The 25563-nt window shown below is 71.4% G+C and carries 22 protein-coding genes; 19 read left to right on the forward strand and 3 right to left on the reverse strand.

All coding sequences use genetic code 11. The features are described from left to right. Both ABC271_RS04705 and ABC271_RS04710 read left to right on the forward strand, forming a co-directional pair. Entirely contained in the window at nucleotides 1–1068 is a 1068-nt protein-coding gene (locus tag ABC271_RS04705) for a glycoside hydrolase family 130 protein (protein ID WP_412923734.1), read from the forward strand. A gap of 139 nt (nucleotides 1069–1207) precedes the next feature. Continuing rightward, nucleotides 1208–3217 (forward strand): hypothetical protein, encoded by a 2010-nt coding sequence (locus tag ABC271_RS04710; protein ID WP_412923735.1) that lies wholly within the window; start codon nucleotides 1208–1210, stop codon nucleotides 3215–3217. Nucleotides 3218–3340: 123 nt separating this feature from the next. Here the strand turns inward: ABC271_RS04710 and ABC271_RS04715 are convergent, their stop codons facing one another. After that, nucleotides 3341–4213, reverse strand: coding sequence for a LysR family transcriptional regulator (locus ABC271_RS04715; RefSeq protein WP_412923736.1), 873 nt, complete (start codon nucleotides 4211–4213; stop codon nucleotides 3341–3343). 81 nt (nucleotides 4214–4294) lie between these two features. Here ABC271_RS04715 and ABC271_RS04720 point away from each other — a divergent pair, with 81 nt between their 5' ends. From ABC271_RS04720 to ABC271_RS04795, 16 genes are all read left to right on the forward strand, one after another. Then, on the forward strand, nucleotides 4295–5527 hold the full coding sequence (locus tag ABC271_RS04720) for an MFS transporter (RefSeq protein ID WP_412923737.1): 1233 nt from the start codon (nucleotides 4295–4297) through the stop codon (nucleotides 5525–5527). Nucleotides 5528–5699: 172 nt separating this feature from the next. After that, a complete protein-coding gene (locus ABC271_RS04725) occupies nucleotides 5700–7238 on the forward strand; it encodes a DNA-3-methyladenine glycosylase 2 family protein (RefSeq protein ID WP_412926103.1) in 1539 nt (512 codons plus the stop codon). Next, a complete protein-coding gene (locus ABC271_RS04730) occupies nucleotides 7235–7762 on the forward strand; it encodes a methylated-DNA--[protein]-cysteine S-methyltransferase (RefSeq protein ID WP_412923738.1) in 528 nt (175 codons plus the stop codon). The genes ABC271_RS04725 and ABC271_RS04730 overlap by 4 nt, the downstream gene beginning before the upstream one ends. Before the next feature lie 475 nt (nucleotides 7763–8237). After that, the gene (locus ABC271_RS04735) at nucleotides 8238–10127 is read left to right on the forward strand and encodes an ABC transporter ATP-binding protein (RefSeq protein WP_412923739.1); all 1890 of its coding nucleotides are present in this window, start codon (nucleotides 8238–8240) and stop codon (nucleotides 10125–10127) included. Further along, on the forward strand, nucleotides 10124–11941 hold the full coding sequence (locus tag ABC271_RS04740; protein WP_412923740.1) for an ABC transporter ATP-binding protein: 1818 nt from the start codon (nucleotides 10124–10126) through the stop codon (nucleotides 11939–11941). The genes ABC271_RS04735 and ABC271_RS04740 overlap by 4 nt, the downstream gene beginning before the upstream one ends. Before the next feature lie 240 nt (nucleotides 11942–12181). Next, the gene (gene mpaB, locus ABC271_RS04745) at nucleotides 12182–13213 is read left to right on the forward strand and encodes a daptide biosynthesis RiPP recognition protein (protein WP_412923741.1); all 1032 of its coding nucleotides are present in this window, start codon (nucleotides 12182–12184) and stop codon (nucleotides 13211–13213) included. Then, entirely contained in the window at nucleotides 13210–14457 is a 1248-nt protein-coding gene (gene mpaD, locus ABC271_RS04750; RefSeq protein ID WP_412923742.1) for a daptide-type RiPP biosynthesis aminotransferase, read from the forward strand. The genes mpaB and mpaD overlap by 4 nt, the downstream gene beginning before the upstream one ends. An 8-nt stretch (nucleotides 14458–14465) precedes the next feature. Then, complete coding sequence (locus ABC271_RS04755) at nucleotides 14466–15665, forward strand: iron-containing alcohol dehydrogenase (protein ID WP_412923743.1); 1200 nt, start codon at nucleotides 14466–14468, stop codon at nucleotides 15663–15665. Further along, nucleotides 15662–15799, forward strand: coding sequence for an MpaA1 family daptide-type RiPP (gene mpaA1 / locus ABC271_RS04760; RefSeq protein WP_412923744.1), 138 nt, complete (start codon nucleotides 15662–15664; stop codon nucleotides 15797–15799). The genes ABC271_RS04755 and mpaA1 overlap by 4 nt, the downstream gene beginning before the upstream one ends. A gap of 64 nt (nucleotides 15800–15863) precedes the next feature. Then, nucleotides 15864–15986 (forward strand): MpaA2 family daptide-type RiPP, encoded by a 123-nt coding sequence (gene mpaA2 / locus ABC271_RS04765; protein ID WP_412923745.1) that lies wholly within the window; start codon nucleotides 15864–15866, stop codon nucleotides 15984–15986. A gap of 64 nt (nucleotides 15987–16050) precedes the next feature. Further along, complete coding sequence (gene mpaA3, locus ABC271_RS04770; RefSeq protein ID WP_412923746.1) at nucleotides 16051–16173, forward strand: MpaA3 family daptide-type RiPP; 123 nt, start codon at nucleotides 16051–16053, stop codon at nucleotides 16171–16173. Nucleotides 16174–16240: 67 nt separating this feature from the next. Next, nucleotides 16241–17050: a daptide-type RiPP biosynthesis methyltransferase gene (gene mpaM / locus ABC271_RS04775; protein WP_412923747.1), complete on the forward strand. Its 810-nt coding sequence runs from the start codon at nucleotides 16241–16243 to the stop codon at nucleotides 17048–17050. Next, nucleotides 17040–18710, forward strand: a complete 1671-nt coding sequence (gene mpaP, locus ABC271_RS04780) for a daptide biosynthesis intramembrane metalloprotease (RefSeq protein ID WP_412923748.1) — start codon at nucleotides 17040–17042, stop codon at nucleotides 18708–18710. Before mpaM ends, mpaP begins: the two co-directional genes overlap by 11 nt. After that, nucleotides 18707–19426 carry an ABC transporter ATP-binding protein gene (locus tag ABC271_RS04785; RefSeq protein WP_412923749.1) on the forward strand — a complete coding sequence of 240 codons (720 nt, stop codon included), beginning with the start codon at nucleotides 18707–18709 and terminating at the stop codon, nucleotides 19424–19426. Before mpaP ends, ABC271_RS04785 begins: the two co-directional genes overlap by 4 nt. Then, complete coding sequence (locus ABC271_RS04790; protein ID WP_412923750.1) at nucleotides 19423–20151, forward strand: ABC transporter permease; 729 nt, start codon at nucleotides 19423–19425, stop codon at nucleotides 20149–20151. The genes ABC271_RS04785 and ABC271_RS04790 overlap by 4 nt, the downstream gene beginning before the upstream one ends. Next, a complete protein-coding gene (locus ABC271_RS04795) occupies nucleotides 20148–20909 on the forward strand; it encodes a hypothetical protein (RefSeq protein WP_412923751.1) in 762 nt (253 codons plus the stop codon). The genes ABC271_RS04790 and ABC271_RS04795 overlap by 4 nt, the downstream gene beginning before the upstream one ends. A 76-nt stretch (nucleotides 20910–20985) precedes the next feature. Here ABC271_RS04795 and ABC271_RS04800 read toward each other — a convergent pair whose 3' ends face one another. After that, on the reverse strand, nucleotides 20986–21438 hold the full coding sequence (locus ABC271_RS04800; RefSeq protein ID WP_412923752.1) for a GNAT family N-acetyltransferase: 453 nt from the start codon (nucleotides 21436–21438) through the stop codon (nucleotides 20986–20988). A 242-nt stretch (nucleotides 21439–21680) separates the two neighbouring features. Between ABC271_RS04800 and ABC271_RS04805 the strand changes: the two genes are divergently transcribed. Beyond that, nucleotides 21681–23900, forward strand: coding sequence for an NADP-dependent isocitrate dehydrogenase (locus ABC271_RS04805; protein ID WP_412923753.1), 2220 nt, complete (start codon nucleotides 21681–21683; stop codon nucleotides 23898–23900). Between the two features lie 236 nt (nucleotides 23901–24136). Here ABC271_RS04805 and ABC271_RS04810 read toward each other — a convergent pair whose 3' ends face one another. After that, the gene (locus ABC271_RS04810) at nucleotides 24137–25537 is read right to left on the reverse strand and encodes a L,D-transpeptidase family protein (protein ID WP_412923754.1); all 1401 of its coding nucleotides are present in this window, start codon (nucleotides 25535–25537) and stop codon (nucleotides 24137–24139) included. Between the last annotated feature and the right edge of the window lie 26 nt (nucleotides 25538–25563).

The raw sequence follows: 25563 nt of genomic DNA on the forward strand, positions 1-25563 counted from the left end.
ATGACCCCCGATTCCCCCGTCCCTTACCGCCTCACACGTGTGGGTGTGGTGATGACCCCCGAGCCCGGCAACACCGACGAAGCCGAGGGCGTGCTCAACCCGGCCTCGGGCCGTGGCCCGGACGGCGAGCTGTATCTGCTCCCGCGTCTGGTCGCGGAAGGCAACGTCTCGCGCGTGGGCATCGCCCGCGTCGTCGTCGAGGACGGCGTGCCCGTCGCCGTCGAACGCGAGGGCGTGGTGCTCGAGCCCGACCGGGGGTGGGAGCGCGGAGCCGACAACGCCGGCACCGAAGACCCCCGCACGACGTGGGTCGAGGCCCTCGGGCTGCACGTCATGACGTACGTCGCGTACGGCCCGTTGGGTCCGCGCACGGCTCTCGCCGTGTCGGAAGACCTGCGCGAGTGGCGTCGCCTCGGCCCCGTGCTGTTCCGGTACCAGGACGATCTCGACATGGACCTGAACCTGTTCCACAACAAGGACACGGTCTTCTTCCCCGAACCGGTCACGGCCCCCGACGGCACCGAGGCGTTCGCGGTCCTCCACCGCCCCATGTGGGACCTCGGCGAGACCAAGCCCGGGCAGGGCGTGCGGGTGCCGGCGGGCATCGACGACCCGCGGCAGTCGATCTGGATCAGCTACGTGCCCGTGGCATCCGTCCGCGAAGACCTCGCGAACCTCGCGCTGTGGGAGCAGCACCGGTTCGTCGCGGGCCCCGAATTCCCGTTCGAGGCCGTGAAGATCGGCGGGGGGCCGCCGCCGCTGCGGATCCCCGAGGGCTGGCTCGTGCTGCACCACGGCGTGACCGGCGTCATCGACAGCGCGTTCTCGCAGCAGCAGAAGGTCAACTACGCCGCGGGCGCTCTCATCCTGGATGCCGACGACCCCAGCCGCGTGATCACCCGGACGCCCGAGCCGCTGCTGGCCCCCGAGACCGACGACGAGCGCAGCGGCATCGTGCCGAACGTCGTCTTCCCGACCGCGATCGAGGAGATCGACGGCCGTCACTTCGTGTTCTACGGCATGGCCGACTCGAAGATCGGCGTCGCCCTGCTCGAGCGCACCGACTGAGGCCCGCGTCGCGTCCGACGCCAGTGGCGGCTCGGGCGCGGCGCGGTCACGACTCCTGCGATCTGCCGGCAGCGTCCGTTCGACGCGCCGGCGACCGATCGTGGGAGTCGTGCCCCACCCCCATCGAAAGGATCCCCCCATGAACGCACGATGGAGTGCGCGCGGCCTCGCCCTCGCGGGCGCGGTCGCCCTGGCGGTGCCGCTGAGCGCCGCCCCCGCGTCGGCTCTGGCGCCCACCACCGCCCCGGCGGCCGCGACCCCGGCCGGGCCGCTGACGAACCTCGACCATCTCGACTTCCTGCTGGGCGACCCCACGCCGCCCGCGGACGTCGCCGGTCACACCACCTACCGCCTGGCCGAGGAGCCGATGCTCCTCGCGCCGTGGACCTACGCCGACGCCCGCGACGGCGGGACGTTCGAGCGCGTCGGCGGCGGCACCCTCGACCCCGCGACCGGTGACTGGGGTCAGGGCGCGTACAACGCCGACGACACCACCCGCGCCGCCGTGGTGTACCTCCGCCACTGGCAGCAGACCGGTGACGCCGACAGCCGCCACAAGGCGTACGAGCTGCTCCGCACGGTCGCGTATCACCAGACCCTCGACGGCCCCGACGCCGGCAACGTCGTGCTGTGGATGCAGCCCGACGGCGAGTTGAACCCGTCCGCCGAGCCTGTGGAGCTGCCCGACCCGTCCGACTCCGGCCCCAGCTACTGGCTCGCTCGCACGGTGTGGGCGCTCGGCGAGGGGTACGCCGCGTTCGCCGCCGACGACCCCGACTTCGCCGCGTTCCTGAAGGAGCGCCTGGCCCTGTCGCGCGGCGCGATCGAGCGCGACGTGCTCTCGAAGTACGGACAGTACGTCGAGTCCGACGGCATGCGGGTGCCCGCCTGGCTCATCGTCGACGGCGCGGATGCCTCGGCCGAAGCCGTCCTCGGATTGACCGCCGCCGTGCGGGCCGGCGACGAATCCTCGACCACCGCGGCGCGTCAGCTCGCCGAGGGTGTGGCGGCGATGGCATCCGGGTCCTCCCGTGAGTGGCCGTACGGCGCGGTGCTGCCATGGGCGCAGTCGCCGGCCATGTGGCACGCGTGGGGCTCGCAGATGCCCGCGGCGCTCGCCGTGGCCGCGGACGTGCTCGACGACCCCGCACTCGCCGACCCCGCGATCGCCGACGCCACCGGCTTCACCACGACGCTGCTGACCGCGGGTGGCCCCGACAACGGCTGGTTCCCGAGCCCCACCGACCGGGTGCAGATCGCGTACGGTGCGGACTCGCGCGTGCAGTCGCTCGTGGCGCTCGCCGACACCACCGGATCGAGCGCGTTCGCCGACCTCGCCGGCATCCAGGCGGCCTGGTTCTTCGGCGGCAATCACGCCGGCGCGCGGATGTATGACCCCGCGACGGGTGTGACGTTCGACGGCCTGCAGCCCGACGGCACGGTGAACCGCAACAGCGGGGCCGAGTCGACGATGCACGGCCTGCTCACCGCTCTCGCGCTCGACGCCCATCCCGGCATCGCCGCGCGGGCGACCGCGCTCACGTCCGTCGCCGAGCGCGTGGGCCTGGAGTTCGTGCAGGCCGAGGATGCCACGGCGACCGACGGCACCGTGTCGGCGCCCGAGTCGTGGACGGGGGAGTCGAGCTGGTCAGGTGACGCGCTCACCCTGCAGCCCGGACAGAGCGCGTCGTGGGATCTCGGTCCCTCGGACTCGCGGCGCTGGGTGGAGCCGGTCGTGTTCTCGCGGTCGGGGGAGACCTCGATCTCGCGATGGCGGGGCAACGGCGTGCTCAAGGTCACGGGTCCCGCGCAGGGCATCTCGCCGACGCCCGGCGCGCTGCTGCCGCACGCGCTCACCGCAGCCGTGCCCGAGCGCCGAACCGAGCTGAACGTCACCGCGCTGCGCGGCGACCTCGTGCTGGACGGGCTCATCGTGCGGCCGTGGGTGTCGCGCCTGGTGTTGGAGGGCGGCGACAGCCGCAGCGAACTGATCCAGTCCAGTGCCCCGTCCCCCCAGCGGACGATCGTGTCGGGAGGCGGAACGGTCCGCGTCTACGACGCCCGCGGCACGCTGCGGCGCACGACCGCGTTCGACGGCGAGATCTCGGTGATCCTGCCCGCGGGAGGCTTCGCGGTCGCCGAGCGCTGAGTCTCGGGTGACCCCGGTTCGGGGCGCGATTCTTCGTTCGGGGCGTGCACTTCGTGCCCCGAACCGAAGAACCGCCCCGAACCCGTCCGCGGTGAGCCCGTCGCGGCGGGCAGCGGCGGTCCCTCAGCGGGCCGCGTGGATCGCCTCGACCACCGCCTGCACGTGCCGGCGATGGACGGCGGACGGGCTGACGGTCAGCGAGACGGTCCACGGTGGGAGGTCGTCCGCGACGGGACGGACATGGCATCCGGCCATCGATACCACGTCGGGGATGACGGCCACCCCGAGGCCGGCGGCGACGTACTCCGGTACGGCGGCGAGCTCGCCGACCTCCGCCACGACGTGTCGCGTCACGCCGCGGCGCGCGAGCTCGCCGTCGAGCTGCACGCGATTCCCGAATCCCGGCAGCACGTCGATCCAGTCGTCACCGGCGAGTTCCGTCAACGAGATCGGGCCGTCGACGCGGGCGAGGGGATGCGCCTCGGGCAGCACGGCCACGTAGGGGTATGAGCGGAGCGGTCTCGATACGGCACCGGATGCCGGGGGCAGAGCCGTCAGCGCGAGGTCGAGGCGGTCGCGGTCGAGGTCGTCGAAGAGTCCGCGCGAGCCCGCGGCCGAGACCGTGACCCGCACGTCGACGAGCGGGTGCGAGCGGCGGAGGCGGCCGAGGATCTCGGGGAGATCGATGACCCGCAGCCCCGCGAAGGTGCCGATGCGCACGAGTCCGCGGAGCCCGGTGCCGGACTCGGATGCCAGGCCGCGAAGCGCGTCGACGTCGGCCAGTAGCGTGCGGGCGAGGGGGAGGAGCGCCTCGCCCGCGGCCGTCGGTCGCACGGACTTCGTCGAGCGCTCGAAGAGGCGCACACCGAGGTCGCGCTCGAGGCTCGCGAGGCCCGCCGAGACGGTCGACTGCGCCGCGAACAGGCGGGTCGCCGCGGCCGTGACGTTGCGCTCGTCGGCGACGGTGACGAAGTACTCGAGGAGGCGTGTCTCCATGCGGTGATCATAGATGCAAACGATTGTTGTCATCGGAAACGTTCGTTTCCCTCGATGGTCGGATGGAGGCATCCTGAGGTCATGACTTCCTCGATCGCCCTTCCGGTGGCCGCTCCCGCGACCTCCGCGCGCCTCTCGCACCGGACCGGGTTCTGGGTCACGGCCGCCACGTTCCTCGCGCTCATGGCCTTCAACACGGTGCCGACCCCGCTGTACGCGCTGTACCAGGCGCGGGACGGCTTCCCCACCTTCCTCATCACGGTGATGTTCGCCGCGTACTCCATCGGCGTGATGGTGTCGTTGTACCTCGCCGGGCACCTCAGCGACCGCCTCGGTCGTCGCCCGCTGATCCTGGCGGCCACGGTGCTCGAGATCGCGGCCGCCGTGGTGTTCGTCCTGCGCGCCGACGTGGCGAGCGTGATCGCCGCCCGTCTCGTCGCCGGGCTCGGCATCGGTCTGCTGACCGCTTCGGCGACGGCGCACCTCGCCGATCTGCGCCGGGTGTCGCACCCGGCGTCGCCGGGCTTCGCGGCCACGGTCGCGGGCGTCGCCAACATGGGTGGCCTGGCCCTCGGACCCCTGGTCGGCGGTCTCTTCGCGGAGTTCACCCCCGCGCCGCTCGTCCTCCCCTACGTCGTCTTCCTCGTCGGGTTCCTCGCGCTCGGCCTCGCGTACGTGTTCGTGCCCGAGACCGTCGAGGTCGACCGCTCCTTCCAGTACCGCCCGCAGCGCGTCCGCATCCCGGCCGATGGGCGCCGCGCCTACTGGGCGGCGGGGACGGCAGCGTTCGCCGCCTTCGCGGTGACGGGCCTCTTCGGCTCGGTCGCGCCCACGTTCCTCGCCGGACGGCTCGGCGTCACCGACCACCTCGTGGCGGGTGTCGTCTCGTTCTCGGTCTTCGGTGCCGCGGCCGTGTCGCAGGTGGTGTTCGCGTCCCGCTCGACGCGCACGCAGTTGCGGCTGGGCCTGGTCGCCATGATCGTGGGCCTCGTCAGCCTCGGCGGCGCCGACCTGCTGACCTCCGGTCCGCTGTTCGTGGTCGGTGGCATCGTCGCCGGTGCGGGTGTCGGACTGCTCTTCCGCGGCGCTCTGGCCACGGCCGGGTCTCTCGCCGACCCTCGCGCCCGCGGCGAGATCACCTCGGGCGTGTTCCTCCTGGCCTTCGCCGGAATGACTCTCCCGCCGCTGGCCGTGGGCATCGCGCTGCTGGCGCTCCCGCTGGTGCCGGTGTTCCTCGGATTCGTGGTGCTCGTCCTCGCCCTCGTCGTCTGGGGTGGCGTCGTGATCCTGCGCGAGACCGCGGCGACCGCCTGACGCCGGGGCGGGTCGGTGCCCCGCCCCGCGCCCGGCCTTCGCCCGATGAGTGTCCAAGACACGCCGTATCGGCCCCACCCGACGCGGCGTGTCTTGGACACTCGACATCGTCCCCGCCCTCGTGTCCGATTTCCGCCGGAGGATGTCGGCGGTCGGTGGCAGGGTGGATGCCATGACCTTCACCGCCGCCGATGCCCGGGGCTTCGACGAGCGCTACCGCGTGATCCAGTCGCGCGACCGGCGCTTCGACGGGCAGTTCGTCACGGCGGTCCGCTCGACCGGCATCTACTGCCGCCCCAGCTGCCCGGCGCGGACGCCGAAAGAGGCGAACGTGACGTTCTACCCCACGTCCGCGGCCGCGCACGAGGCGGGGTACCGCGCCTGCAAGCGCTGTCTGCCCGAGGCCGCGCCGGGGTCTCCGGCGTGGGACGTGCGCGGTGACGTCGCCGCTCGGGCGATGCGGCTGATCGCGGACGGCGTGGTCGACCGCGAGGGCGTGCCGGGGCTCGCGCGGCGACTCGGGTACTCCTCTCGCCACCTTGGGCGGCTCCTCACGGCCGAACTCGGCGCGGGCCCCCTCGCCCTCGCCCGTGCGCAGCGCGCCCACACGGCGCGCGCGCTCCTCGTCGGCACCGATCTCTCGGTGACCGACGTCGCTTTCTCTGCCGGGTTCTCGAGCGTGCGGCAGTTCACCGAGACGATCGGCGAGGTGTTCGGCATGTCGCCGACGGTGCTCCGCGCGCGCCGCGCCCGCGCGGCCGGCGCCCTCCCCGCCGGCGAGATCGACCTGGCACTTCCCGCCCGCGGGCCCATCGACACCGTCGGCCTCTTCGGCTGGATGCGGGCGCACGCGATCCCGGGCGTCGAGGTCGGCGGCGACGCCTCCTTCGCGCGAGTCGTCCGGATGCCGGGTGGTCCGGCGTGGTTCGAGGTGCGGCGCGACGCCGACTCCCGTCTGCGCCTGCGGGCGCGGCTCACGGCGCTCGCCGACCTCGGCACCCTGATCTCGCGCGTGCGGCGTCTGTTCGACCTCGACGCCGACCCGCTCGCGATCGACGAGGCCCTCGCGCGGCATCCCGAACTCGCCCCCGCCGTCGCCGCGGTCCCCGGCGTGCGGGTGCCGGGAGCGATGGATGCCGCAGAGATGCTCCTGCGCGCGATGATCGGGCAGCAGATCAGCGTCGCCTCGGCGCGCACGATGCAGGGGCGCCTGTCCGCCGAGCTGGGCGAGCGCACCGACATCGGCGGAACCGCGATGACGTTGTTCCCCGATCCCGCGGTCATCGCGGAGCACGGCTTCGGCGTGCTGCGCGGACCCGAGGCCCGCCGCCGGGCGATCGTCGAGGCCGCCCGCGCGCTCGCGGACGGGACACTGGCGATCGGACCGGGCGACGACGGCGTCGAGCAGCGGCACCGGCTGCTGGCGATGCGGGGGATCGGTCCGTGGACGGCGGATTACGTGCGCATGCGCGTGCTCGGCGACCCCGACGTCCTGCTCCCCGGCGACGTGGCCGCGCGTGCCGGCGCCGCGGCCCTCGGCCTGCCGTCCGATCCGGCGAGCTTCACCGCGTGGTCCGAACGCTTCGCACCCTGGCGCAGCTACGCGATGGCCCACTACTGGTACGCGGCCCCGGTCACCCAGGCGTGGCGCAGCCCCGTGGCATCCCTCCCTCTCCCACCCGCCCCCGTCGAAAGCGAGCCCGCCCCGTGAGCACCGCGACCGCCCCCGCCACCTCCGTCGGAACCGCGACCCTCCAGTTCGTCGACACCCCCGACGGTCCGTTCGCGATCCTCGCCGACGCCGCCGATCGCGTGCTCGTCGCGGGATGGACGGACGACACGGATGCTGTGCTCGCGCGCCTTCGCCCGCCCCACCGGCCGGGGGAGGTCTTCGCGGGGGAGACCCGCGCGGCGACGGCGGTCGCGGCGTACTACGCCGGAGACCTGACCGCCATCGACGATGTCGAGGTCGTGCAATTCGGCACACCTCTGCAGCGTCGGGGGTGGGACGCGCTGCGGAGCATCCCGCCCGGGCGGCCGCTGACCTACACGGGGTTCGCCACGGCTCTCGGTTCGCCCACCGCCGTCCGCGCGGCGGCATCCATCTGCGCCCGTAATGCGCCCGCCCTGTTCGTCCCGTGCCATCGTGTGCTGCGCGGCGACGGCACGATGGGCGGGTTCGCCTGGGGCGTCGAGGTCAAGCGTCGCCTGCTCGAACGCGAAGCCGCCGGTTGACGCCGTGGTGCGCCGCGCATCCCTGCGCTGCGCATCCCCCCGGGCGCCGGGCGCCGCTCCGCGCGGCGCAATCTCAGTGATTCGCGCGATGTCCGTTGGATGGCGTGGGATGCCGCTGAGCTGGTGCAGATCGCTGAGGTTGTGCCGCGGCACGTCGGCCCGCCCCCGGCCACCCCGGCTCCACCCCGCAACCGCACCCCGATCCATCGAATTCGGTCTTGCCCTCAGCGAACTCTCAGTCATATCCTGAAAAGCTGCCGCGCCCCCCGGCGGCTGCGCACCGACTGAGGAGGATGCCATGGACCAGATCGACGTCACCGTCGTACGTGCCGCTCTCTCTGTCGCTGCCCGCCCCGCGCGGCGCCCGTAGCGCTTCGACCGCCCCCGCGTCGCACGTCCCGGCGGATTCCGCCGGAACCTGGCATCCCTTCTTCCGCGCTGCACACTGGCGCGTCGCTTCGACCCCACAAGGATCATGACCACCGCAGAAAACCGCCCTCAGCTGTCGACGCTCCGTTCCCTCGCCCGCCTCCTGCCGATCGCTCGGCCCGTGCTGGGGCGACTCGTCCTCGGCGCCGTCAGTGCCCTGGGAGCGAGCGTTCTCGCCCTGGCGATTCCTCTCGTCCTCGAGCAGCTCGTCGCCGGGCCCATCGGGTCCGGCGACCCGGGCCAGCTCGCGTGGGGCGCGCTCCTCATCCTGGGTCTGGGTCTGGCCGAGGCCGGCATGGTGTGGCTGCGCCGCTGGTTCGTCCTCGCCCCCGCGACGAAGGTCGAGTACGACCTCCGCCAGTCGTTCTACGCGCGGCTCCAGCGCCTCCCCGTGGCGTTCCACGACCGCTGGCAGTCGGGTCAGCTCCTCTCGCGCATGATGCAGGACATCAGCATGCTGCGTCGCTGGCTGGCGTTCGGCCTGATCCTGCTCATCGTCAACGTGCTGACGATCCTCATCGGCGCGGTGCTGTTGTTCCGCTGGCACTGGCTGCTCGGCACGCTGTTCCTCATCGCCTCCGCACCCCTGTGGTACTCCGGCTACCGCTTCGAGAAGCGCTACGGCGCGCTCACCCGCCAGAGTCAGGACCAGGCGGGTGACCTGGCGACCTCGGTGGAAGAGAGTGTCCACGGTATCCGGGTGCTCAAGGCGTTCGGTCGCGGGAAGCACGCGCTGCAGAAGTTCACGCGGCAGGCGGAGTCGCTGCGCGAGACCGAGCTCGGCAAGGCGCGCGCTGTCGGCTGGATCTGGTTCTGGCTGGTGCTGCTGCCCGAGATCGCATTCGCGGTGTGCTTGGGCGCGGGCATCGTCCTGACGCAGGTGGGCCAGCTGCAGGTCGCCGAGCTCGTGGCGTTCTTCGCCATGGCCACCGTCCTGCGCTGGCCGATGGAGTCGATCGGCTTCCTGTTCTCGTTCCTCCTGGACGCCCGGACCGCGACCGACCGCATCTTCGAGGTGTTCGACGAGCAGAACACGATCGTCGACCCTGCTGAGCCCCGCACCATTCCGGTGGCTCGCGGCGAGCTCGTGCTCGAGGACGTCCATTTCCGGTACCAGGATGCCGCGGACACCGAACCGGACCTGCTCGACGGCGTCGACCTGAGCCTGCGACCGGGGGAGACCATGGCGCTCGTGGGCCTCACGGGGTCGGGCAAGACCACCCTGACCACGCTGCCGGGTCGCCTGTACGACGTCACCGGGGGTCGCGTGCTCCTCGACGGCGTGGACGTGCGCGACCTGCGCCTCGCCGAGCTCCGGCGGCACGTCGGGATGGCCTTCGAGGATGCCACGTTGTTCTCGCAGACCGTCCGCGCCAACGTCCTGCTGGGTCGGGAAGACCTCGAACCCGGTTCGCCGGAGGCCGAGGCGGTGCTGAACGAGGCCCTGGAGGTCGCGCAGGCGCACTTCGTCCACGACCTGCCCGACGGTCTCGACACCGTCATCGGCGAGGAGGGGTTGAGCCTGTCCGGTGGGCAGCGCCAACGTCTCGCCCTCGCCCGTGCCGTCGCGGCCCGTCCCGCGGTCCTCGTCCTCGACGACCCGCTGTCGGCGCTCGACGTCGACACGGAGGCCCTCGTCGAAGACGCTCTCCGCCAGGTGCTGAGCGAGACCACCGCGCTCGTCGTCGCGCACCGCCCCTCGACGGTGACGCTCGCCGACCGCGTCGCGCTGCTGCAGGACGGCCGCATCACCGCCGTCGGCACGCACTCCGACCTGCTGCGCGAGAGCGACGCCTACCGACACGTCATCTCGAGCCTCGAGGAGGCCGAGGCCGAGCGCGAGGCGCAGACCGGCGCCATCCCCGTCCTGCGATCGGACGGTTCCCCCGCGGCATCCGCCGACGATCCCCGGCCCGCGAAGGAGGCGACCCGATGAGTGCCACGACCGTCACCGGCACGAGCGGCGAAGACCGCTCGGACTACACGCGCGAAGAGAGTCGCGCGATCCGCCAGCGCTCGCTGCGGCTCCTCGGCTCGCTCGTGTCGCCGTTGCGCTGGCAGCTCGTGCTGGCCGCCGCCGTGCTCGTCGTCTCGACCGCGCTGCGCGTCGCCGGACCCGCGCTGATCGCGATCGGCATCGACACGGCCCTGCCCGCGGTGATCCAGAACAACGACTGGATGCCGACCATCCTCGTCGTCGCGATCTACCTCACCGCCGGGATCGGCGGCGCGGTGCTGATCGGCTGGTACGTCGTGGTCGCTGCGCGACTGACGCAGGCCATCATGCTCGACCTGCGCAAGCGGATCTTCCTCCACACGCAGCGGCTGAGCCTCGAGTTCCACGAGTCGTACACGTCGGGCCGCATCATCTCGCGTCAGACGAGCGACCTCGACACGATCCGCGAACTCCTCGACGGTGGCCTGAACGAGCTCGTGTCGGGAGTGCTGTACGGTCTGTTCACCCTCGGGGCGTTGTTCCTGATCGACTGGCAGTCCGGTCTGGTGCTGACGGTCATGGGGATTCCGCTGTACCTGCTGATGCGCTGGTTCTACGGCCGCTCTCAGATGGTGTACCGGGAGTCGCGGGTGATCAGCGCGAAGGTGATCGTGAAGTTCGTCGAGAGCATGACCGGCATCCGCGCGGTGAAGGCCTTCCGCAAGGAACCGCGCAACGACGAGGAGTTCGGCGATCTCGCCGGCCAGTACCGCGACGTGAACATGCGCTCGATCCGCCTGTTCGGCACGTTCGAGCCCGGCCTCATGGCCGTGGCATCCGTCTCCGTGGCGCTCGTGCTGCTGTGGGGTGGTGGCCGTGTCATCGGCGGCGCGCTCGAGATCGGTGTGCTGGCGGCCGCCGTGCTCTACGTGCGGAACTTCTTCGCGCCGCTGCAGGAGGTGGCGTTCTTCCTGAACTCCTACCAGTCCGCCACCGCCGCGCTCGAGAAGGTGTCCGGCGTCCTGGAGGAGGAGCCCACGGTTCCCGACCCCACCGATCCGGTCGATCTGTGGACCGCCCGCGGTCACATCCGCTTCGACGAGGTCACGTTCGGGTACTCGGAGGATCGCGTCATCCTGCCGCACTTCTCGCTCGACATCCCCGCGGGGCAGACGATCGCGCTGGTCGGAACCACGGGTGCCGGCAAGTCCACGCTCGCGAAGCTCGTGTCGCGGTTCTACGACCCGACGAAGGGTGCCGTCACGCTGGACGACATCGACCTGCGTCGACTGCACCCGAAGGACCTCCGTCGCGCGATCGTCATGGTGACGCAGGAGGCGTACCTGTTCAGCGGCACGGTGGCCGACAACATCGCGCTCGGCAAGCCCGACGCGACGATGGAGGAGATCCGCGCGGCGGCGCGAGCGGTGGGTGCCGACGGCTTCATCGAGAAGCTGCCCGACGGGTACGAGACCGACGTGAACAAGCGCGGCGGGCGCGTTTCGGCGGGTCAGCGGCAGCTGATCTCGTTCGCGCGGGCGTTCCTCGCCGATCCCGCGGTGCTGATCCTCGACGAGGCGACCGCGTCGCTCGACATCCCCAGCGAGCGGCTCATCCAGGACGCGCTGCAGACGCTGCTGGCCGATCGCACGGCGATCATCATCGCGCACCGTCTGTCGACGGTGGCGATCGCCGACCGCGTGCTCGTCATGGAGCACGGCCGCATCATCGAGGACGACACCCCCGCGGCGCTCATCGCCGGGACGGGCAAGTTCGCTCAGCTGCACGCGTCGTGGCGGGAGTCGCTCGTCTGACCCCTCCCGCGTGAGGAGAACGGATGCCACGGCCTCGACGCCGTGGCATCCGTCCGTTCCGCTGGGGAAAGTGACACCCGCGGGCTGCGGTGGTGATCACTCTCGAACGCCGGGGTGATTCGCTCTCGCGTGGCCTCGCCGCCACCGATACACACGTATACATTCCCTTACGGGTCCCCCTCCTGAGGAGGGCCCCCGCGCTCCGGAAGTGCGCGGCGCAGTGGCGAGGGGATGGACGCGGTGACCCGACGGGCAGCGGATGCGCGCGACGCGCGCATCGTCGTGGAATGGATCACGGGGCGGCACGTGTCGTTCCAGCGCGCGGTGTTCTGCTCCCGAGGCGCCTCGACGGCCACGGCGGGCGCATCACTGGGTGTCGACGACGTCCTGTTCGCGCCCGTCGGCTCTCCGGTCGAGACGGCGGCGCACGTCGTCCGCTACGACGGCGACTTCGGCGATATCGGTGACGTCCTGCATGTGGCGGGGCACGCGGTCGAGCTCCAGCACTACTCCGCCGCCGCATACGTCGAACTCTTCGGACCCACCGCGATGCGCTTCCTCGATGCCGACGGGTGGCGCGCCTTCCTGGCCGACGCCGACCTCGCGCGCTCCGCCGGCGTCTTCACGTCGCCGATGACCGACGCCCGGCTGCGCCTCGCGGACGCCGAGGTCTTCAGTGCGCCGTTCACAGAGACGGCCCCCGTCTCCGTCCACGTCCGCGCCGACGATCGAGTGACTGTGGGTGCTCAGGGTTGGGCGATCGGGACGCTCGACGACGTCGATCGTGTGCTCTCGATGCCCCAGCCCCGCTGGGCGGCGTTCGCCGGTGTCGTCGAGCCCGGTGATCTCATCCGCGACCTGACCTCCCGTCCCTGGCTGGCGCGCTACGTGGGTGCCGCCGGACTGTCGAGCGTCTCGGGGCTCGCCCCCACCGATCGAATCGACGGCTTCGGGTGGTCTGCCCTGTCCGACCCCTGCCCCGGAGCCATCGCGCGGTTCGACGACCCCTTCCTCGCGCGGACGTCCGAGGGTCTCCTCCTGATCTCCCCTCGCACCCGGCGCCGTCAGCGTCTCTCCGAAACGACGGCCGTCGTCGTGGCGACGCTGCACGCGTCGGTCGATGTCTCGGATGCCGTCGACCGGCTGGCGCAGACGCTCGACCTGACCGTCGTGAAGGCTCGTGCCCTGTGCGGCGAGGCGGAGGAGCGCCTGGGTGTTCACTGCGGTGTGTCGATCGAGGCATCCGCCGCCATCGCCGGGGGAGAGGCGTGACCGCTGTCTGGCCGGCGATGTCGCCCGTCGACGTCCCGCTCGGTCCGGAGCGGATCGCGGTGTCGGCGAAGGGTCACCACGTTCGATTCGCCGACGACTCCGTCCGGCTCTGCGCGACGAGCGGGTTGTGGAACGTCCCCCTCGGATACGGCCACGCCGGCGTCGCCGAGGCTGTCGCCGCAGCCCTGCGGGATGCCTCCTACCTCACGCTTTTCCGAGCTGTGCACCGTCCCGCGGAGGACGCCGCTGCCGCGTTGCTCGATCTGGCCGGTGCGGACGCTTATCGCTCCGTGGTCTTCTCGACGTCCGGTGGGGCGGCGAACGACGCGGTGATGAAGCTCGCGCGCCAGTTCCACGGCGAACGGGAAGACCCGGCGCGCACGATCGTCGTCGGCCTCCGCGGCAGCTACCACGGGACGATGTACGGCAGCCACGCGCTGAGCGGCGATGCTCTGGGGCAGGGCGCGTACGCCCTCGACCGACGGGCCGTGCGCCACGTCGACGCCGACGACCCGGCCGAGCTCTCCGCGCTGCTCCAGAGGGAGGGATCCCGGGTGGGCGCGGTGGTCGTCGAACCGCTCCTCGGCAGCGGCGCGCACCCGCTCTCCCCGGCGTTCATCGAGGCGGTACTCGATCTCCGCGACGAGCACGGTTTCCTCCTCATCGCCGACGAGGTCGCGACCGGTTTCGGTCGCACCGGGCCGCTCTTCGCCTCGGGGGAGTGGTCGCGCACGCCCGACCTGCTCGTCCTGTCCAAGGCCCTGACCAACGGTGCCCTCGGCGCCGCGGCGATCCTCGTCGGTCCCCGCGTCTCGTCGCTCTTCGCGGAACGGCGGGCGATCTTCGTCCACGGCGAGACGCAAGCCGGCACGCCGGCGGTGGCCGCGGCGATCCTCGCGGTAGTTGCGGAGTTCCGACGACCCGACGTCCTTCTCGCGGTGGACCGCGTAAGCGAGGGCGTCCGCTCCCTGGCCGATGCTCTCGTCCGCGACGGACTCGCCGTCGAGATCCGGGGGCGGGGGGCGTTCGTCGCGATCGCTCTGACCGGACCCGCCGGCGCGCGTCTCACCGCCGACCGCGTGCCGGATGCCGTCGCCGCGATCGCTGCGGCCGGCGCCATCGTGCATCCCGGGGTCGACGGCATCCAGCTCATTCCCGGGTACGGCTACGGCGACGCCGAGTTCGCCGAGCTCGACCAGGCGATCCGCGTGGGCTGGGCTCGGATGACGGAGGCCTGGTCGTGAGGGCGGCCGTGACCCGCCGGCGCACGACGCTGGTGGCGGGATCCTCGATCGCCCGCTCCGCGTGCAACCGCTGGGTCGCCGGTCGCCGCGCGGTGGTGGTCGCGGATGCCGGTCTCGGGGGACTCGTCGAGGGGCTCGGGCGTTTCGTGACGGCCGTTCCGCTCGACGCCGGTCACGTGGATGCCGAAACCGTGAGAGACCTCGGCGTTCGGCTGCGCGCGTTGCGGCCGGAGGTCGTCGTGGCAGTGGGCGGCGGAACCGTCCTCGATGCCGCGACGATCGCGGCGATCGGCGTGGCCGCGCCCGCCACGCTGTCCTGGGCGCTCGACCGGACAGAGAGGGCGGCCGTCGTCTCCCTTCCCGCGCCGGAACCGGACGCGGTCGAGGTCGTGGCGGTTCCCACGACGGTCGGTACGTCGGCCGAATGCAACGCCGTCGCGATGATCCGGACGCCCCACGGCCACCGACTCCTGCTCGGTGACGCGCTGCGGCCGCGCTACGCCGTGCTCGACGCGGTGCACTACGCGACGCTACCGCCCGCCATCGTGCGCGCCGGATGCCTCGAGGCGCTCCTGCGTCTCGCCGGGACCAGCACCTCCGAGCGCGCACATCCCCGCGCCGGCGCCCACGCCATCGCGATCGCCCGCGCACTCATCGCTCTCGGCGATGGAGGGCTGTCGGCCGAATCGCGCTTACGCATCGCTCGCTTCAGTGCGGCCACGCAGCGCAGCGCTGCGCTGCGGGGGCGTGCACCGTTCAGTCCCCGCCAGTGGTACGTCGCCAACGAGGTATCTTTCGTCGCCCGAACGACGAAGATGCGGGCGACCGCCTCGGTCGTCGCCGGTGTGTGGCGGCGCATCGAGGAGGGCGACACCCGCTGGGGGTCGATCGAGCCGCTGGAGGCGTTCTGGCGTGGAGCAGTCCGCGACGCGCGGCTGCCTCTCGCCCCGGCGGCGGGCATCGATGCCCTCATCACGCGGTGGGGACTGCCGCTCGCCCCGCGATCCGACGCGGAGGCCCTGACGTCGATGTCCGTCAGGGCAGAGCGGTGGTGGGGCGGGCGGGGGCCCGCGCTTCCCGGCATCTCGGCCCCCGACGTGCGGGACGTTCTCGATCGAGCGTGGTGGGACCCGAACCCACCCGCCGAGGCATCCCGTTTCCGCCCCATGGACACACCGACACACGCGGGGGGAGGTGAACACATATGACGAGCCTCACGACCAGTCCGCTCCTGCAGTTCGAAGAACTGGACGCGCTGGAGGCGCCGAGCTGGGAGAGCTTCTACCAGGGAGTCCTGGCCGGACTCACCGTCGTCGGCATCACCGTCGCGGTCGCGACCTGAGACGTCACGACCGCGACCTGACGCACCGCGTCGACCCGTACCCGCCGAAGGAGGTGACTTGCACATGACTTCCGCTCTCGAATTCGTCGAGCTCGACGCCCTCGACGCCCCTGACGACGGATGGGACTGGTTCCGCGGCTTCAGCTACGGAGTGGCCCTCGGATTCGTCGCCCTGGCCGCCACCTGAGCGTCCTGCGGGTGCCGGGGTTTCCCGGCATCCCGATCCCTTCATGCACCCGAGGAGGTGACTCATGTCCAACGATCTCGCACTGCGCTTCGAAGAGCTCGACGAGCTCGACGCGCCCCTGGAGTGGTGGGAGCACGCCAGCTACATCATCGCCATCGTCGCCGGGACGGTCGCCATCGCCACGTGAACCGTCGAGGGGGAGACGTCGCTCACGTGTCCCCCTCGACTCCCCCGAATCCCCAGAGAGAGGTTTCATGACCGCCCCGCTCACCGATTCCGTGCGTCGCCGCCTGGCAGATGCCGGTTGTGTCGCGGCGCCCAGCGACGTGTACGCCGGCGATGGCGCCCGGTTCTACGACGACCTCGTCGGCCCCGATCGGTCCGAGATCCGCGAGGTGCTCGACATCGCACGCCGCGTCGGGCCGGACGTGCTCGACCTCGCCGCCGGAAGCGGCCGGATAACCCTTCCGCTCGTTCGGATCGGCAAGCGCGTCACGGCGCTCGACCTGTCGGCCGACATGCTGGCCCGCCTGCATGCCGCGCTCCCGACCGGCATGTCCTGCGACGTCGTCGTCGCCGACATGTGCGACGTCGAGCTCGGCCGTGACTTCGACCTGATCGTCCTCGCCGCGACCTCGATCACGCTGCTCGGGCCGACCGACCGCCGCAGAATGTTCGCGACCGTGCGCCGACACCTCGCGCCGGGCGGGTCGTTCGTGCTCTCGGTGGCGGGAGCCGGCGCCCTGCCCACGTTGCAGGAGTCGGGGGACCGAGAGATCCCGGTGGGCTCGACCCCCTACCTGCAGTCGCAGCAGATCGAGCGCGACGGTGCCCACCGGGTCGTCAATTGGATGCCGCTTCCGCTGCCACAGCCGGCCGGTCCAGTGCCCGTGCTCACGACACGCCTGCACATCCTCGACGAGACGTTCGTGACGGGGGAGCTGCGGGATGCCGGGTTCGCGCCGCCTGACGTGATTCCGGTGCTGACGAACGGAATCCGCTCGGGCGAGGGCATGGTGCTGCTGAGCACCCGGATCGATGACGGGGTCGCCGATGTCGCGTGACACTCCCGCCCTCGAGGACGCGGCTCCCCGGCTGGCAGACTCCGTTTGCATCGAGTCGGCGGCGAACGGGGAGCACTGGCTCGTGAGCGTCGACGGCGTGCCCGTCTCGCGCGCCTCCTCGACCGTCGCGGCGACGCTGCGGGCAATGGATGGAAAAGCAAGCCTCGATGCGCTGCGTCGGCGGTTCGCGCCCGACCAGACGCCCGAGGAGTTCGCCGCACTCGCAGACCGCTTCCGCCGGGCCGGTCTACTCCACGGCTCGGAACGCAGGACTGCGGGCCGCGTCACGTACCGCCCGCCGCTGACGATCCAGTTCGCGACGCTTCGCGCACCGCGCTTGTTCGACCGTCTCCACCGGCTCGTCCGTCCGCTGCTGCGCGGATGGGCCGTGTGGCCGCTCGCCGCGCTGATCGTCGGTGGTCTTGTCTTTCTCGGCCTTCAGGCCGCCGACGCCGTCGCGGCGCTGACATCGCCACTTCCGCTGCTCGACGTCGTCATCGTGGCCCTCGTGCTCGTCTTCGCAACGTTCGTGCACGAGGCCGCCCACGGAGTGACCCTCACCCACAGCGGTGGCCGCCCTCGACGCGCCGGGCTCATGCTGCTGTACCTCGGTCCGGCGTTCTTCGTCGACGTCACGGACGCCTGGCGGCTCCCGTCCCGCGCGTCGCGCGTCAGGGTCGCTCTCGCCGGCCCCGCCGTTCACGCGGCACTGGCGGGCGCGGCGGCGCTCTGCGCGCTCGCGGCGCCCGATCCCGATGGGCGGCGATCACTGCTCGTCCTCAGCTGTGCGTGCGTCGCCGTCGTCGCGCTCAACCTGCTCCCGTTCGTGCGGTTCGACGGGTACATCGCGCTCATGAGTGCGCTGGACGAACCGAATCTCCGCGCGCGGGCTCTGGCGGATGCCGCCGATGCACTGCGTCGCGGACTGTTCGGGGGAGCACCAGGGCACCGGGCTCTCGCCCGGTGGTGGAGCGTCCCCTTCGGCGTTCTGAGCGCCCTCGTGCCGGTCGTGCTCGTCGGGGCCGCGATCGAACGCACCGTACGTGCTCTGGCGGGAACGGGGCCGGTCGGTGCGCTCGTCGTGCTGGCGCTCCTGACGGCCGTGGCCGTCGCGGTCGGCGTCGTCGTGGTCCGCTGGCTCCTCGTCGGCTGGACGCGAGGACGCGGGCGAGCACGGTTCGTCTTGGTGACCCTCGCTGTCGCCGCGACCGTCCTGGGCGTCGCGGTAGCGATCCCCGTGGACGACACTCGAACCCTCGGCTTCACGTCCACCGGCGGCCGCATCGAGCTGGTCGTGCCCGTGGGCGAGGTCGACGATGATGCCCTCCCCATCGGCCTCCCGGTCGACCTGACGACCCGTGGGCTCCTCGCCGACGCCGTCGTCGCCCAGGGAATCACCCGCGGCGCACCCTCGCGGACGGTGACCGCGCCGCTCACGGCGTTCTCGCCGGTCGACGTGCGCGGCCTCGAGGTGGCGGCCCGGGCGATCGGCACTGTCGACGCGCCCGTCGTGACGATCCCCGCCTCCGGCCGCGCCGTCGTGCACCTCGGTTCGCGCTCTCTGCTGGAGACCGTGTGGTCGACGCACGTCGTCGATCCCGCCTCCGTTCTGATCTCCCTCTTCGGCCCCCCGCTGTCCGACACGAAAGAGTCCCGATGACCGACCACGCTCTCGAGGTGCGCCACCTCACCAAGACCTACGGCTCCCGCGTCGCCGTCGACGACGTCTCGTTCGCCGTCCGTCGCGGCAGCATCCTGGGACTTCTCGGCCCGAATGGAGCAGGCAAGTCCACAACACTGCGGACGATCGTCGGGCTTTCGGCACCGACCCGTGGCGAGGCCCTCGTCGACGGGATGCCGTTCGCGCGCCTCGGCCAGCCGTCGGCGCACATCGGCGTCCAGATGGACGGCTTCGGCTTCGAGGTGGGCATCACCGCACGTCGACACCTCGAGATCGCGCGCCTTGCCGTCGGTGCCCCGCCGCGACGGGTCGACGAGGTCCTCGACGAGGTGGGGCTCACCGCCGACGCCCGTCGGCGTGTGAAGTCGTTCTCGACCGGCATGGTGCAGCGGCTCGGCCTCGCCACGGCGCTCGTCGGTTCGCCACGGACGCTCGTGCTCGACGAACCCTCGAACGGCCTCGACCCCGATGGCATCCGCTGGCTCCGCCGCTATCTGCGGGCGTTCGCGGATGCCGGTGGCAGCGTCCTCGTCTCGAGCCACCAACTCGCCGAACTCGAGAACACCGTCGACGAGGTCGTGATCCTGAGGCAATCCGTACTGTATTCCGGTGCCCTGAGCGACCTCGTCTCGGGCTACGGTGGCGCGTCGCTCGAGGCGCGCTACTTCGACCTCGTCGAGGGGCGCGGCGCGTGATCGGCGTGATTCGCTCCGAACTCCTCCGAGCCCGCAGCGGCGCGAACACCCTCGCGGTCCTTCTTCTCGGTGCGTTCATCCCGGTCATCGTCCTGACCAGCGAAGACACGCTCGGACAGATGACATCGATGGATGCCACCACCGCGACGCAGCGCCTTCTCGCACCGCTCGCGTGGTCGTTCGTCGTGGCGGCGTTCGCCGGCGCCTTCGGGGTGACCCGCGAGTTCTACTACGGCTCGATGGGCCGCACGATCGCGCAGATCGGCTTCCGGCGCGCGTTCCTGGGGAAGGGGATCGCGGCGATCGGTGTCGCGGTCGCTCTCACGGCGGGAGTCGCCGCCGTGTGGTGCGGGGTCGCGGCGGTCGTCCTGGGCGTTAACGGTCTGGCGTTCAGCCCTAGCTTCGGGGCAGCGCGGACTGTGCTCGGGGCGCTCCCGGGAGCGGTCCTCGGCGCGGTCCTCGGCGCCTCGATCGGCTGGATCGTCGGCAACTACTACGCCGCGGCGGCGATCGTGTTGGCGGGACCGATCGCGTTCGAGCGGGCGTTCCTCGGGTCGGCGTCTGAGGCCGCCCGCTTCTCACCGGGGCTGTCTCTCGCTGCCCTCGCGTCGCCGAGCGACCACCCGGCCCTCCTCGAACCGTGGGCCGGCCTCGCCGTGGCCCTGGGCTGGACTCTGATCCTGGCCGCCGGGGCGTGGGTCGTCGGGTATCGGAGGTTCCGATGAGCGGGTCCGCGGCTCCGCTGGTCGGACTCGGGCGGGCTCTCCGGGCCCAGGCTCTTGTCGCGGTGGGCGATCTTCCCCTGGCCGGGACCTGCGTCGCGGCGATCGTGCTGTCGGCCTCGATCGGCACGAGTGTGCCCGGCGATCTCGTTGCGGCGCCCGATGCGGCGAAAGAGGCGATCGCAGCGGCGCTGTCGACCGTGATCGCGGTCTATTCGGCGGTGATGGCGGCGATCTATGGCTCGTTCCGGTACACGATCGACCGGCGCGGGGGAGTCGTCGCCCACCGCGCGACGCTCCAACCGCGACGGTGGGGCCTCGCCGCGCGGATCCCCTCCACCGCGCTCGGCGGTGCACTCGTCGGCGTGGCCTCTCTGGTCGGCGGCCGCGCGGCCGTGGTCGTGGCCCTGGGCGCGCGCGGTCTCGAGCCCGCCACCGTCGGCACGGTCGCGGTCGTCGGTGCCGCCGCGGCGGTGTGGGGACTGAGCGCGGGGCTTCTGGTGCAGGCACACCTGCCGTCGCTGTTCGTCGCCCCGCTGTCTCTCAGCGCGCCGCTGCTGATCGCGCCGCTCTGGCCCGCGGTCGCGGCGTGGTTCCCGCTGCCGACGCTCCTGCGCGCCGCAAGCTTCGACCTCACACCGCTCGGGATCGGCGCCGCCGTCGGCCCGGCAGCCGGCGCCGCGGTGGCGCTCGCCGTCGCGTGGGGTGTCCTGCTGCTCGCCGCGGGCGCGGTCTCGTTCCTCCGCCGCGACCTCCGCTGACCCGCCACGCGGCCCCTCGTCACGCGCCCCCTCGACGTGATCGAGGCGGCCGCCGGGGCTCGCGGGTTTCCGGACCTCAGACGCGAACGCGCGCCACCGTCTCGCCGTACTCCGTCTCGCCGACGGGCTCGAAGCCCGCGCGCAGGAAGAAGGCTTCGGGGCCGCCGACACCGGGTTCGTAGATGACGTCGACGTGGTCCATGCCGCGACGCCGCGCCTCTTCCAGAAGCTCGCCGAGCGCGAAGCGGCCGACGCCGCGCCCCTGATCGTCGGCGTCGACGTTGATGCGCCACAGCACCGACCGGAAGTGCTCCTCCTGCGCCTCGGGGTCGAAGTTCGCGCTCACGAACCCGACGACCTCGTCACCGTCGAGCACGACGCGCTGCCACGACGTCTGCGGATCCATCACGGTGGCGGCGATGCCGTAGCTGACCGGGGCGAGGAACTGTTCCTGCCCAGGCTTCAGCGACAGGTTGTTCACCGCCACGATCGTGGAGGCAGAGAGTTCGACGAGACGAAGGTCGGCCATGCGCCCAGGCTATCCGCCCCGCTGCCCCGCGCAACATTCCGGATGCCATTGCCCCGTCATCGCCCCCGCCCCCGCGGCGATAAACGCAATCCATGACGAGAAACGCGGTGCCGCACCGTTCCTCGTTGCGAATCGCGTTTATCGCCAGGAGTACGGCCGCGAAGTATCTCGACATCAAGAGACTTTGCGCCGGTGCGATAGGCTGAGAAGCAACCCTGGCCGCCTCTACGGAGAGATTCGACGTGCCCGATTCCACCATCATTTACACGTACACCGACGAGGCGCCGGCGCTCGCGACCGCGTCGTTCCTGCCGATCGTGCAGGCCGTCACGACGCAGGCGGGTGTCGACGTCGAGACCCGCGACATCTCGCTCGCCGGCCGCATTCTCGCGGCCTTCCCGCAGCGCCTCACCCCCGAGCAGCACGTGGGCGACGCCCTCGCCGAGCTCGGCGGTCTCGCTACCCTGCCCGAGGCGAACATCATCAAGCTGCCGAACATCTCGGCATCCATCCCGCAGCTCAAGGCGGCGATCGCCGAGCTGCAGTCGCAGGGCTACGACATCCCCGACTACCCCGACGACGCCGCGAGCGTCGAAGACAAGGACGTGCGGGCGCGCTACGACCGCATCAAGGGTTCCGCGGTGAACCCGGTACTCCGCGAGGGCAACAGCGACCGCCGTGCCCCGCTCGCGGTGAAGAACTACGCCAAGAAGCACCCGCACCGCAACAAGCCGTTCGCGGAGGGCTCGAAGACTCGCGTCGCGACCATGGGTCACGACGACTTCAAGAGCAACGAGAAGTCCTGGGTCGCCGCCCACGACGACGTGCTCACGATCCGCCACACCGCCGAAGACGGCACGGTCACGGTCCTCAAGGACTCGCTCAAGGTCCTCCCGCGCGAGATCATCGACGCCACGTTCCTGTCCGCCGCAGCCCTCGACGCGTTCCTCGCCGAGACGGTCGCGCAGGCGAAGGCCGACGACGTGCTCTATTCGGTGCACCTCAAGGCCACGATGATGAAGGTCAGCGACCCGATCATCTTCGGCCACGTCGTCAAGGCGTACTTCGCCGACGTGTTCGCCCAGTACGGCGACGAGATCGCCGCCGCCGGGCTCAACCCCAACAACGGCCTCGGCGGCATCCTGTCGGGCCTGTCCTCGGTCGAGGGCGGCGACGAGATCGCCGCGGCGTTCGAGAAGGCCGTCGACGAGGCTGCGCGCCTGTCGTACGTCAACTCCGACAAGGGCATCACCAACCTCCACGTCCCCTCCGACGTCATCGTGGATGCCTCGATGCCCGCGCTCGTGCGCAACGGTGGCAAGCTGTGGGGCGTCGACGGGGGAGAGGGTGACACGCTCGCGGTCATCCCGGACTCGTCGTACGCCGGCGTCTACCAGGCCGTGATCGATGACGTGATCGCCAATGGTCCGCTGAACCCGGCCACGATCGGCACCGTTCCCAACGTCGGCCTCATGGCGCAGGCGGCCGAGGAGTACGGCAGCCACGACAAGACCTTCGAGATCGCCGCCGCCGGCCGTGTCGAGGTCGTCGACGGCGACGGCAACGTCGTCATCGAGCACGAGGTGCAGCCGGGCGATATCTGGCGCGCGACGCAGACGAAGTACGTCGCGATCGTCGACTGGGTGGGTCTCGCCGTGCGCCGCGCCCGTGCCACGAACGTCCCCGCGGTGTTCTGGCTCGACGTCAACCGCGCCCACGACGCGCAGATCATCGCGAAGGTGTACCAGGCCCTTGCCACGATCGACACGCAGGGCCTCGAGCTGCTCATCCTGCCGCCGGCCGAAGCCACCCGCTACACGCTCGCGCGTCTGCGCCACGGCCTCGACACCATCTCGGTGACCGGCAACGTGCTGCGCGACTACCTCACCGACCTGTTCCCGATCCTCGAGGTCGGCACGAGCGCCAAGATGCTCTCGATCGTGCCGCTGCTCGCCGGCGGTGGTCTGTTCGAGACCGGTGCGGGCGGATCGGCGCCCAAGCACGTGCAGCAGCTCCTCGAAGAGGACTACCTGCGCTGGGACTCGCTCGGCGAGTTCTTCGCCCTCGCCGCGTCGCTCGAGCACTACGCCGGCTTCACCGGCAACGCCCGGGCGCAGGTGCTGGCGGACACGCTGGATGCCGCGACCGGCACGTTCCTCGAGAACGACAAGTCGCCCGGCCGCGCGCTCGGCACGATCGACAACCGCGGCAGCCACTTCTACCTGGCTCTCTACTGGGCGCAGGAGCTGGCGAAGCAGACGACGGATGCCGACCTCGCCGCCGTCTTCACACCGGTCGCCGAGGCCCTCGCCTCGAACGAGGACACCATCGTCGAGGAGCTCCTCGCCGTGCAGGGGCACCCGGCCGAGATCGGCGGCTACTACCGCCCCGACGTCGCCCTGGTCGAGAAGGTCATGCGTCCCTCCGCAACACTGAACGGGATCATCGACGGCCTGCGCTGATCGCCTGAACCCCGAGGGGCGGATGCCATCGGCATCCGCCCCTCTTCCGTTCCCGCCGCACGTTCCCGCCGCACGTTCCCGCCGCACGACTCCCCGCCGCGCGACCGCGCTGTACAACCGCGCGCACAACCGCCCGCCGCCCGAGCGTCCACGCCCGTCGCGCGCGCCCTGCGCCGCCTGTCCCCAACGAAGAAGGGGCCGGATGCCCTGGCATCCGACCCCTGTCTGCGGGTGGCTCAGTAGTGCACCGACACCTCGGTGCCGCGGTAGGCCCAGTCGTAGAGCAACTTGGCGTTGGCGATCGTGAGGTTGATGCAGCCGTGGCTCATGGGCGTTCCGAAGTTGTTGTGCCAGTAGGTGCCGTGGAAGCCCTCGTCGCCGTTGAAGTAGGCGACCCACGGGACGTCCTTGGTGCACCAGTCGTAGCCGGGCGCGCAGCCCATGTCCTGCAGGTCGGTCTTCCAGCCGATGCGGAAGTTGCCGGTGTGGGTCTCCCACCCGCTCTTGCCGGACGACATCGACCAGTGCTGGTACACCTGGCCGTTCTCGTACAGGGTGACGGTCTGCGCGCTGAGGTTGACGTCGATGTTGCGCTCGGTCTTGGTCGTCTCGAACGGCGTCTCGGCAACTGTCAGGACGTACTTGCCGTTGCCCTCGGCCAGCTGCGCGGCGAAGGCGGCGGCGACACCGGCCGTGTCGCCGAGCGAACGACCCGTCTGACCCTCGGTGAGCGTCTTGATGACCTCACCGCCGGTGTCGACGATGACGTCGGCGTTCACGGCGCCGCGGTCGACCGTCCCCGCGAGGCCATCGACGACCTTCTGGATGCCGGCCTGATCGGCGGAGATCGCGAAGGCACCGGTGCCGTCGGAGGTCACGGTCAGCCACGAGGCGGCGGTCGAACGGTCGACGGGAACGGTTCGCTCGTCGCCGATGTAGAAGCCGACCGAGTCGAGGATGCCGTTGAGCGTTGCCACCGCCGCTCCGGCCTCGTCGGTGCTGACGGGAGCGTCGACCGCGACGACCCCGGCATCCACGGAGGTCGTCGCCGAGCCGGCGTCGAAGGCGGATTGCAGGGCAGCCGTAACGGTGGCGACGTCGATGCCCTCGCCTGCCTCAGCGGGCGTCGAGACGTAGGACTGCGAGCCGGAGTCGAACGCGACGGTCGCATCGACCGGCGCGCGATAGGTCGAGGGTGCGCGCTCGCGCAGAACCGCCGAGGCCTCGGCGGGGTCGACCTGGATCTCCACGCCCGTGCCGGCGGGGAACCACGACGAGGGCTTCCACATCGGGTTGTCGGCGAAGGCCTTCTCGGCGATCGCGGTGGCGTCCACGGTCGCGCCCAGGTCGGCGCCCGAGACGGTGACTTCTCCCGCGGGGCTCTGCACGGTCACTTCGGTGCTCGCGAGTCGGGCCGAGATGGCCTGGGCCGCGGCGCCGGCGGTGAGACCGCCGATCTGGACTCCGGCCACCGAGGCGCCGGGCGCGATGAGCACCAGCGAAGCCGCGATCAGCGCGACCGCGGTCGCTCCCGCGGGAATCCCGATCCACAGCCCCGAGCGGTTCTTCCGCTTGGCGGGCTCGGGCGGAGCCCAGGCGTACGTGGCTCCGTCGGTGCCGTTCGCGCCGTCGGTCATGAGTGAACCCCCCGGGAAAGTCAGTC

The organism is Microbacterium canaveralium (genome assembly GCF_047238045.1).
Lineage (GTDB): Bacteria > Actinomycetota > Actinomycetes > Actinomycetales > Microbacteriaceae > Microbacterium.

Excerpts from the sequence above, each read along its gene's own strand:
- ABC271_RS04705 (WP_412923734.1), top strand. The coding sequence starts at position 1 with ATGACCCCCGATTCCCCCGTCCCTTACCGCCTCACACGTGTGGGTGTG.
- ABC271_RS04710 (WP_412923735.1), top strand. The coding sequence starts at position 1,208 with ATGAACGCACGATGGAGTGCGCGCGGCCTCGCCCTCGCGGGCGCGGTC.
- ABC271_RS04715 (WP_412923736.1), bottom strand. The coding sequence starts at position 4,213 with ATGGAGACACGCCTCCTCGAGTACTTCGTCACCGTCGCCGACGAGCGC.
- ABC271_RS04720 (WP_412923737.1), top strand. The coding sequence starts at position 4,295 with ATGACTTCCTCGATCGCCCTTCCGGTGGCCGCTCCCGCGACCTCCGCG.
- ABC271_RS04725 (WP_412926103.1), top strand. The coding sequence starts at position 5,700 with ATGACCTTCACCGCCGCCGATGCCCGGGGCTTCGACGAGCGCTACCGC.
- ABC271_RS04735 (WP_412923739.1), top strand. The coding sequence starts at position 8,238 with ATGACCACCGCAGAAAACCGCCCTCAGCTGTCGACGCTCCGTTCCCTC.
- ABC271_RS04740 (WP_412923740.1), top strand. The coding sequence starts at position 10,124 with ATGAGTGCCACGACCGTCACCGGCACGAGCGGCGAAGACCGCTCGGAC.
- mpaA1 (WP_412923744.1), top strand. The coding sequence starts at position 15,662 with ATGACGAGCCTCACGACCAGTCCGCTCCTGCAGTTCGAAGAACTGGAC.
- mpaA2 (WP_412923745.1), top strand. The coding sequence starts at position 15,864 with ATGACTTCCGCTCTCGAATTCGTCGAGCTCGACGCCCTCGACGCCCCT.
- mpaA3 (WP_412923746.1), top strand. The coding sequence starts at position 16,051 with ATGTCCAACGATCTCGCACTGCGCTTCGAAGAGCTCGACGAGCTCGAC.
- mpaM (WP_412923747.1), top strand. The coding sequence starts at position 16,241 with ATGACCGCCCCGCTCACCGATTCCGTGCGTCGCCGCCTGGCAGATGCC.
- mpaP (WP_412923748.1), top strand. The coding sequence starts at position 17,040 with ATGTCGCGTGACACTCCCGCCCTCGAGGACGCGGCTCCCCGGCTGGCA.
- ABC271_RS04785 (WP_412923749.1), top strand. The coding sequence starts at position 18,707 with ATGACCGACCACGCTCTCGAGGTGCGCCACCTCACCAAGACCTACGGC.
- ABC271_RS04795 (WP_412923751.1), top strand. The coding sequence starts at position 20,148 with ATGAGCGGGTCCGCGGCTCCGCTGGTCGGACTCGGGCGGGCTCTCCGG.
- ABC271_RS04800 (WP_412923752.1), bottom strand. The coding sequence starts at position 21,438 with ATGGCCGACCTTCGTCTCGTCGAACTCTCTGCCTCCACGATCGTGGCG.
- ABC271_RS04810 (WP_412923754.1), bottom strand. The coding sequence starts at position 25,537 with ATGACCGACGGCGCGAACGGCACCGACGGAGCCACGTACGCCTGGGCT.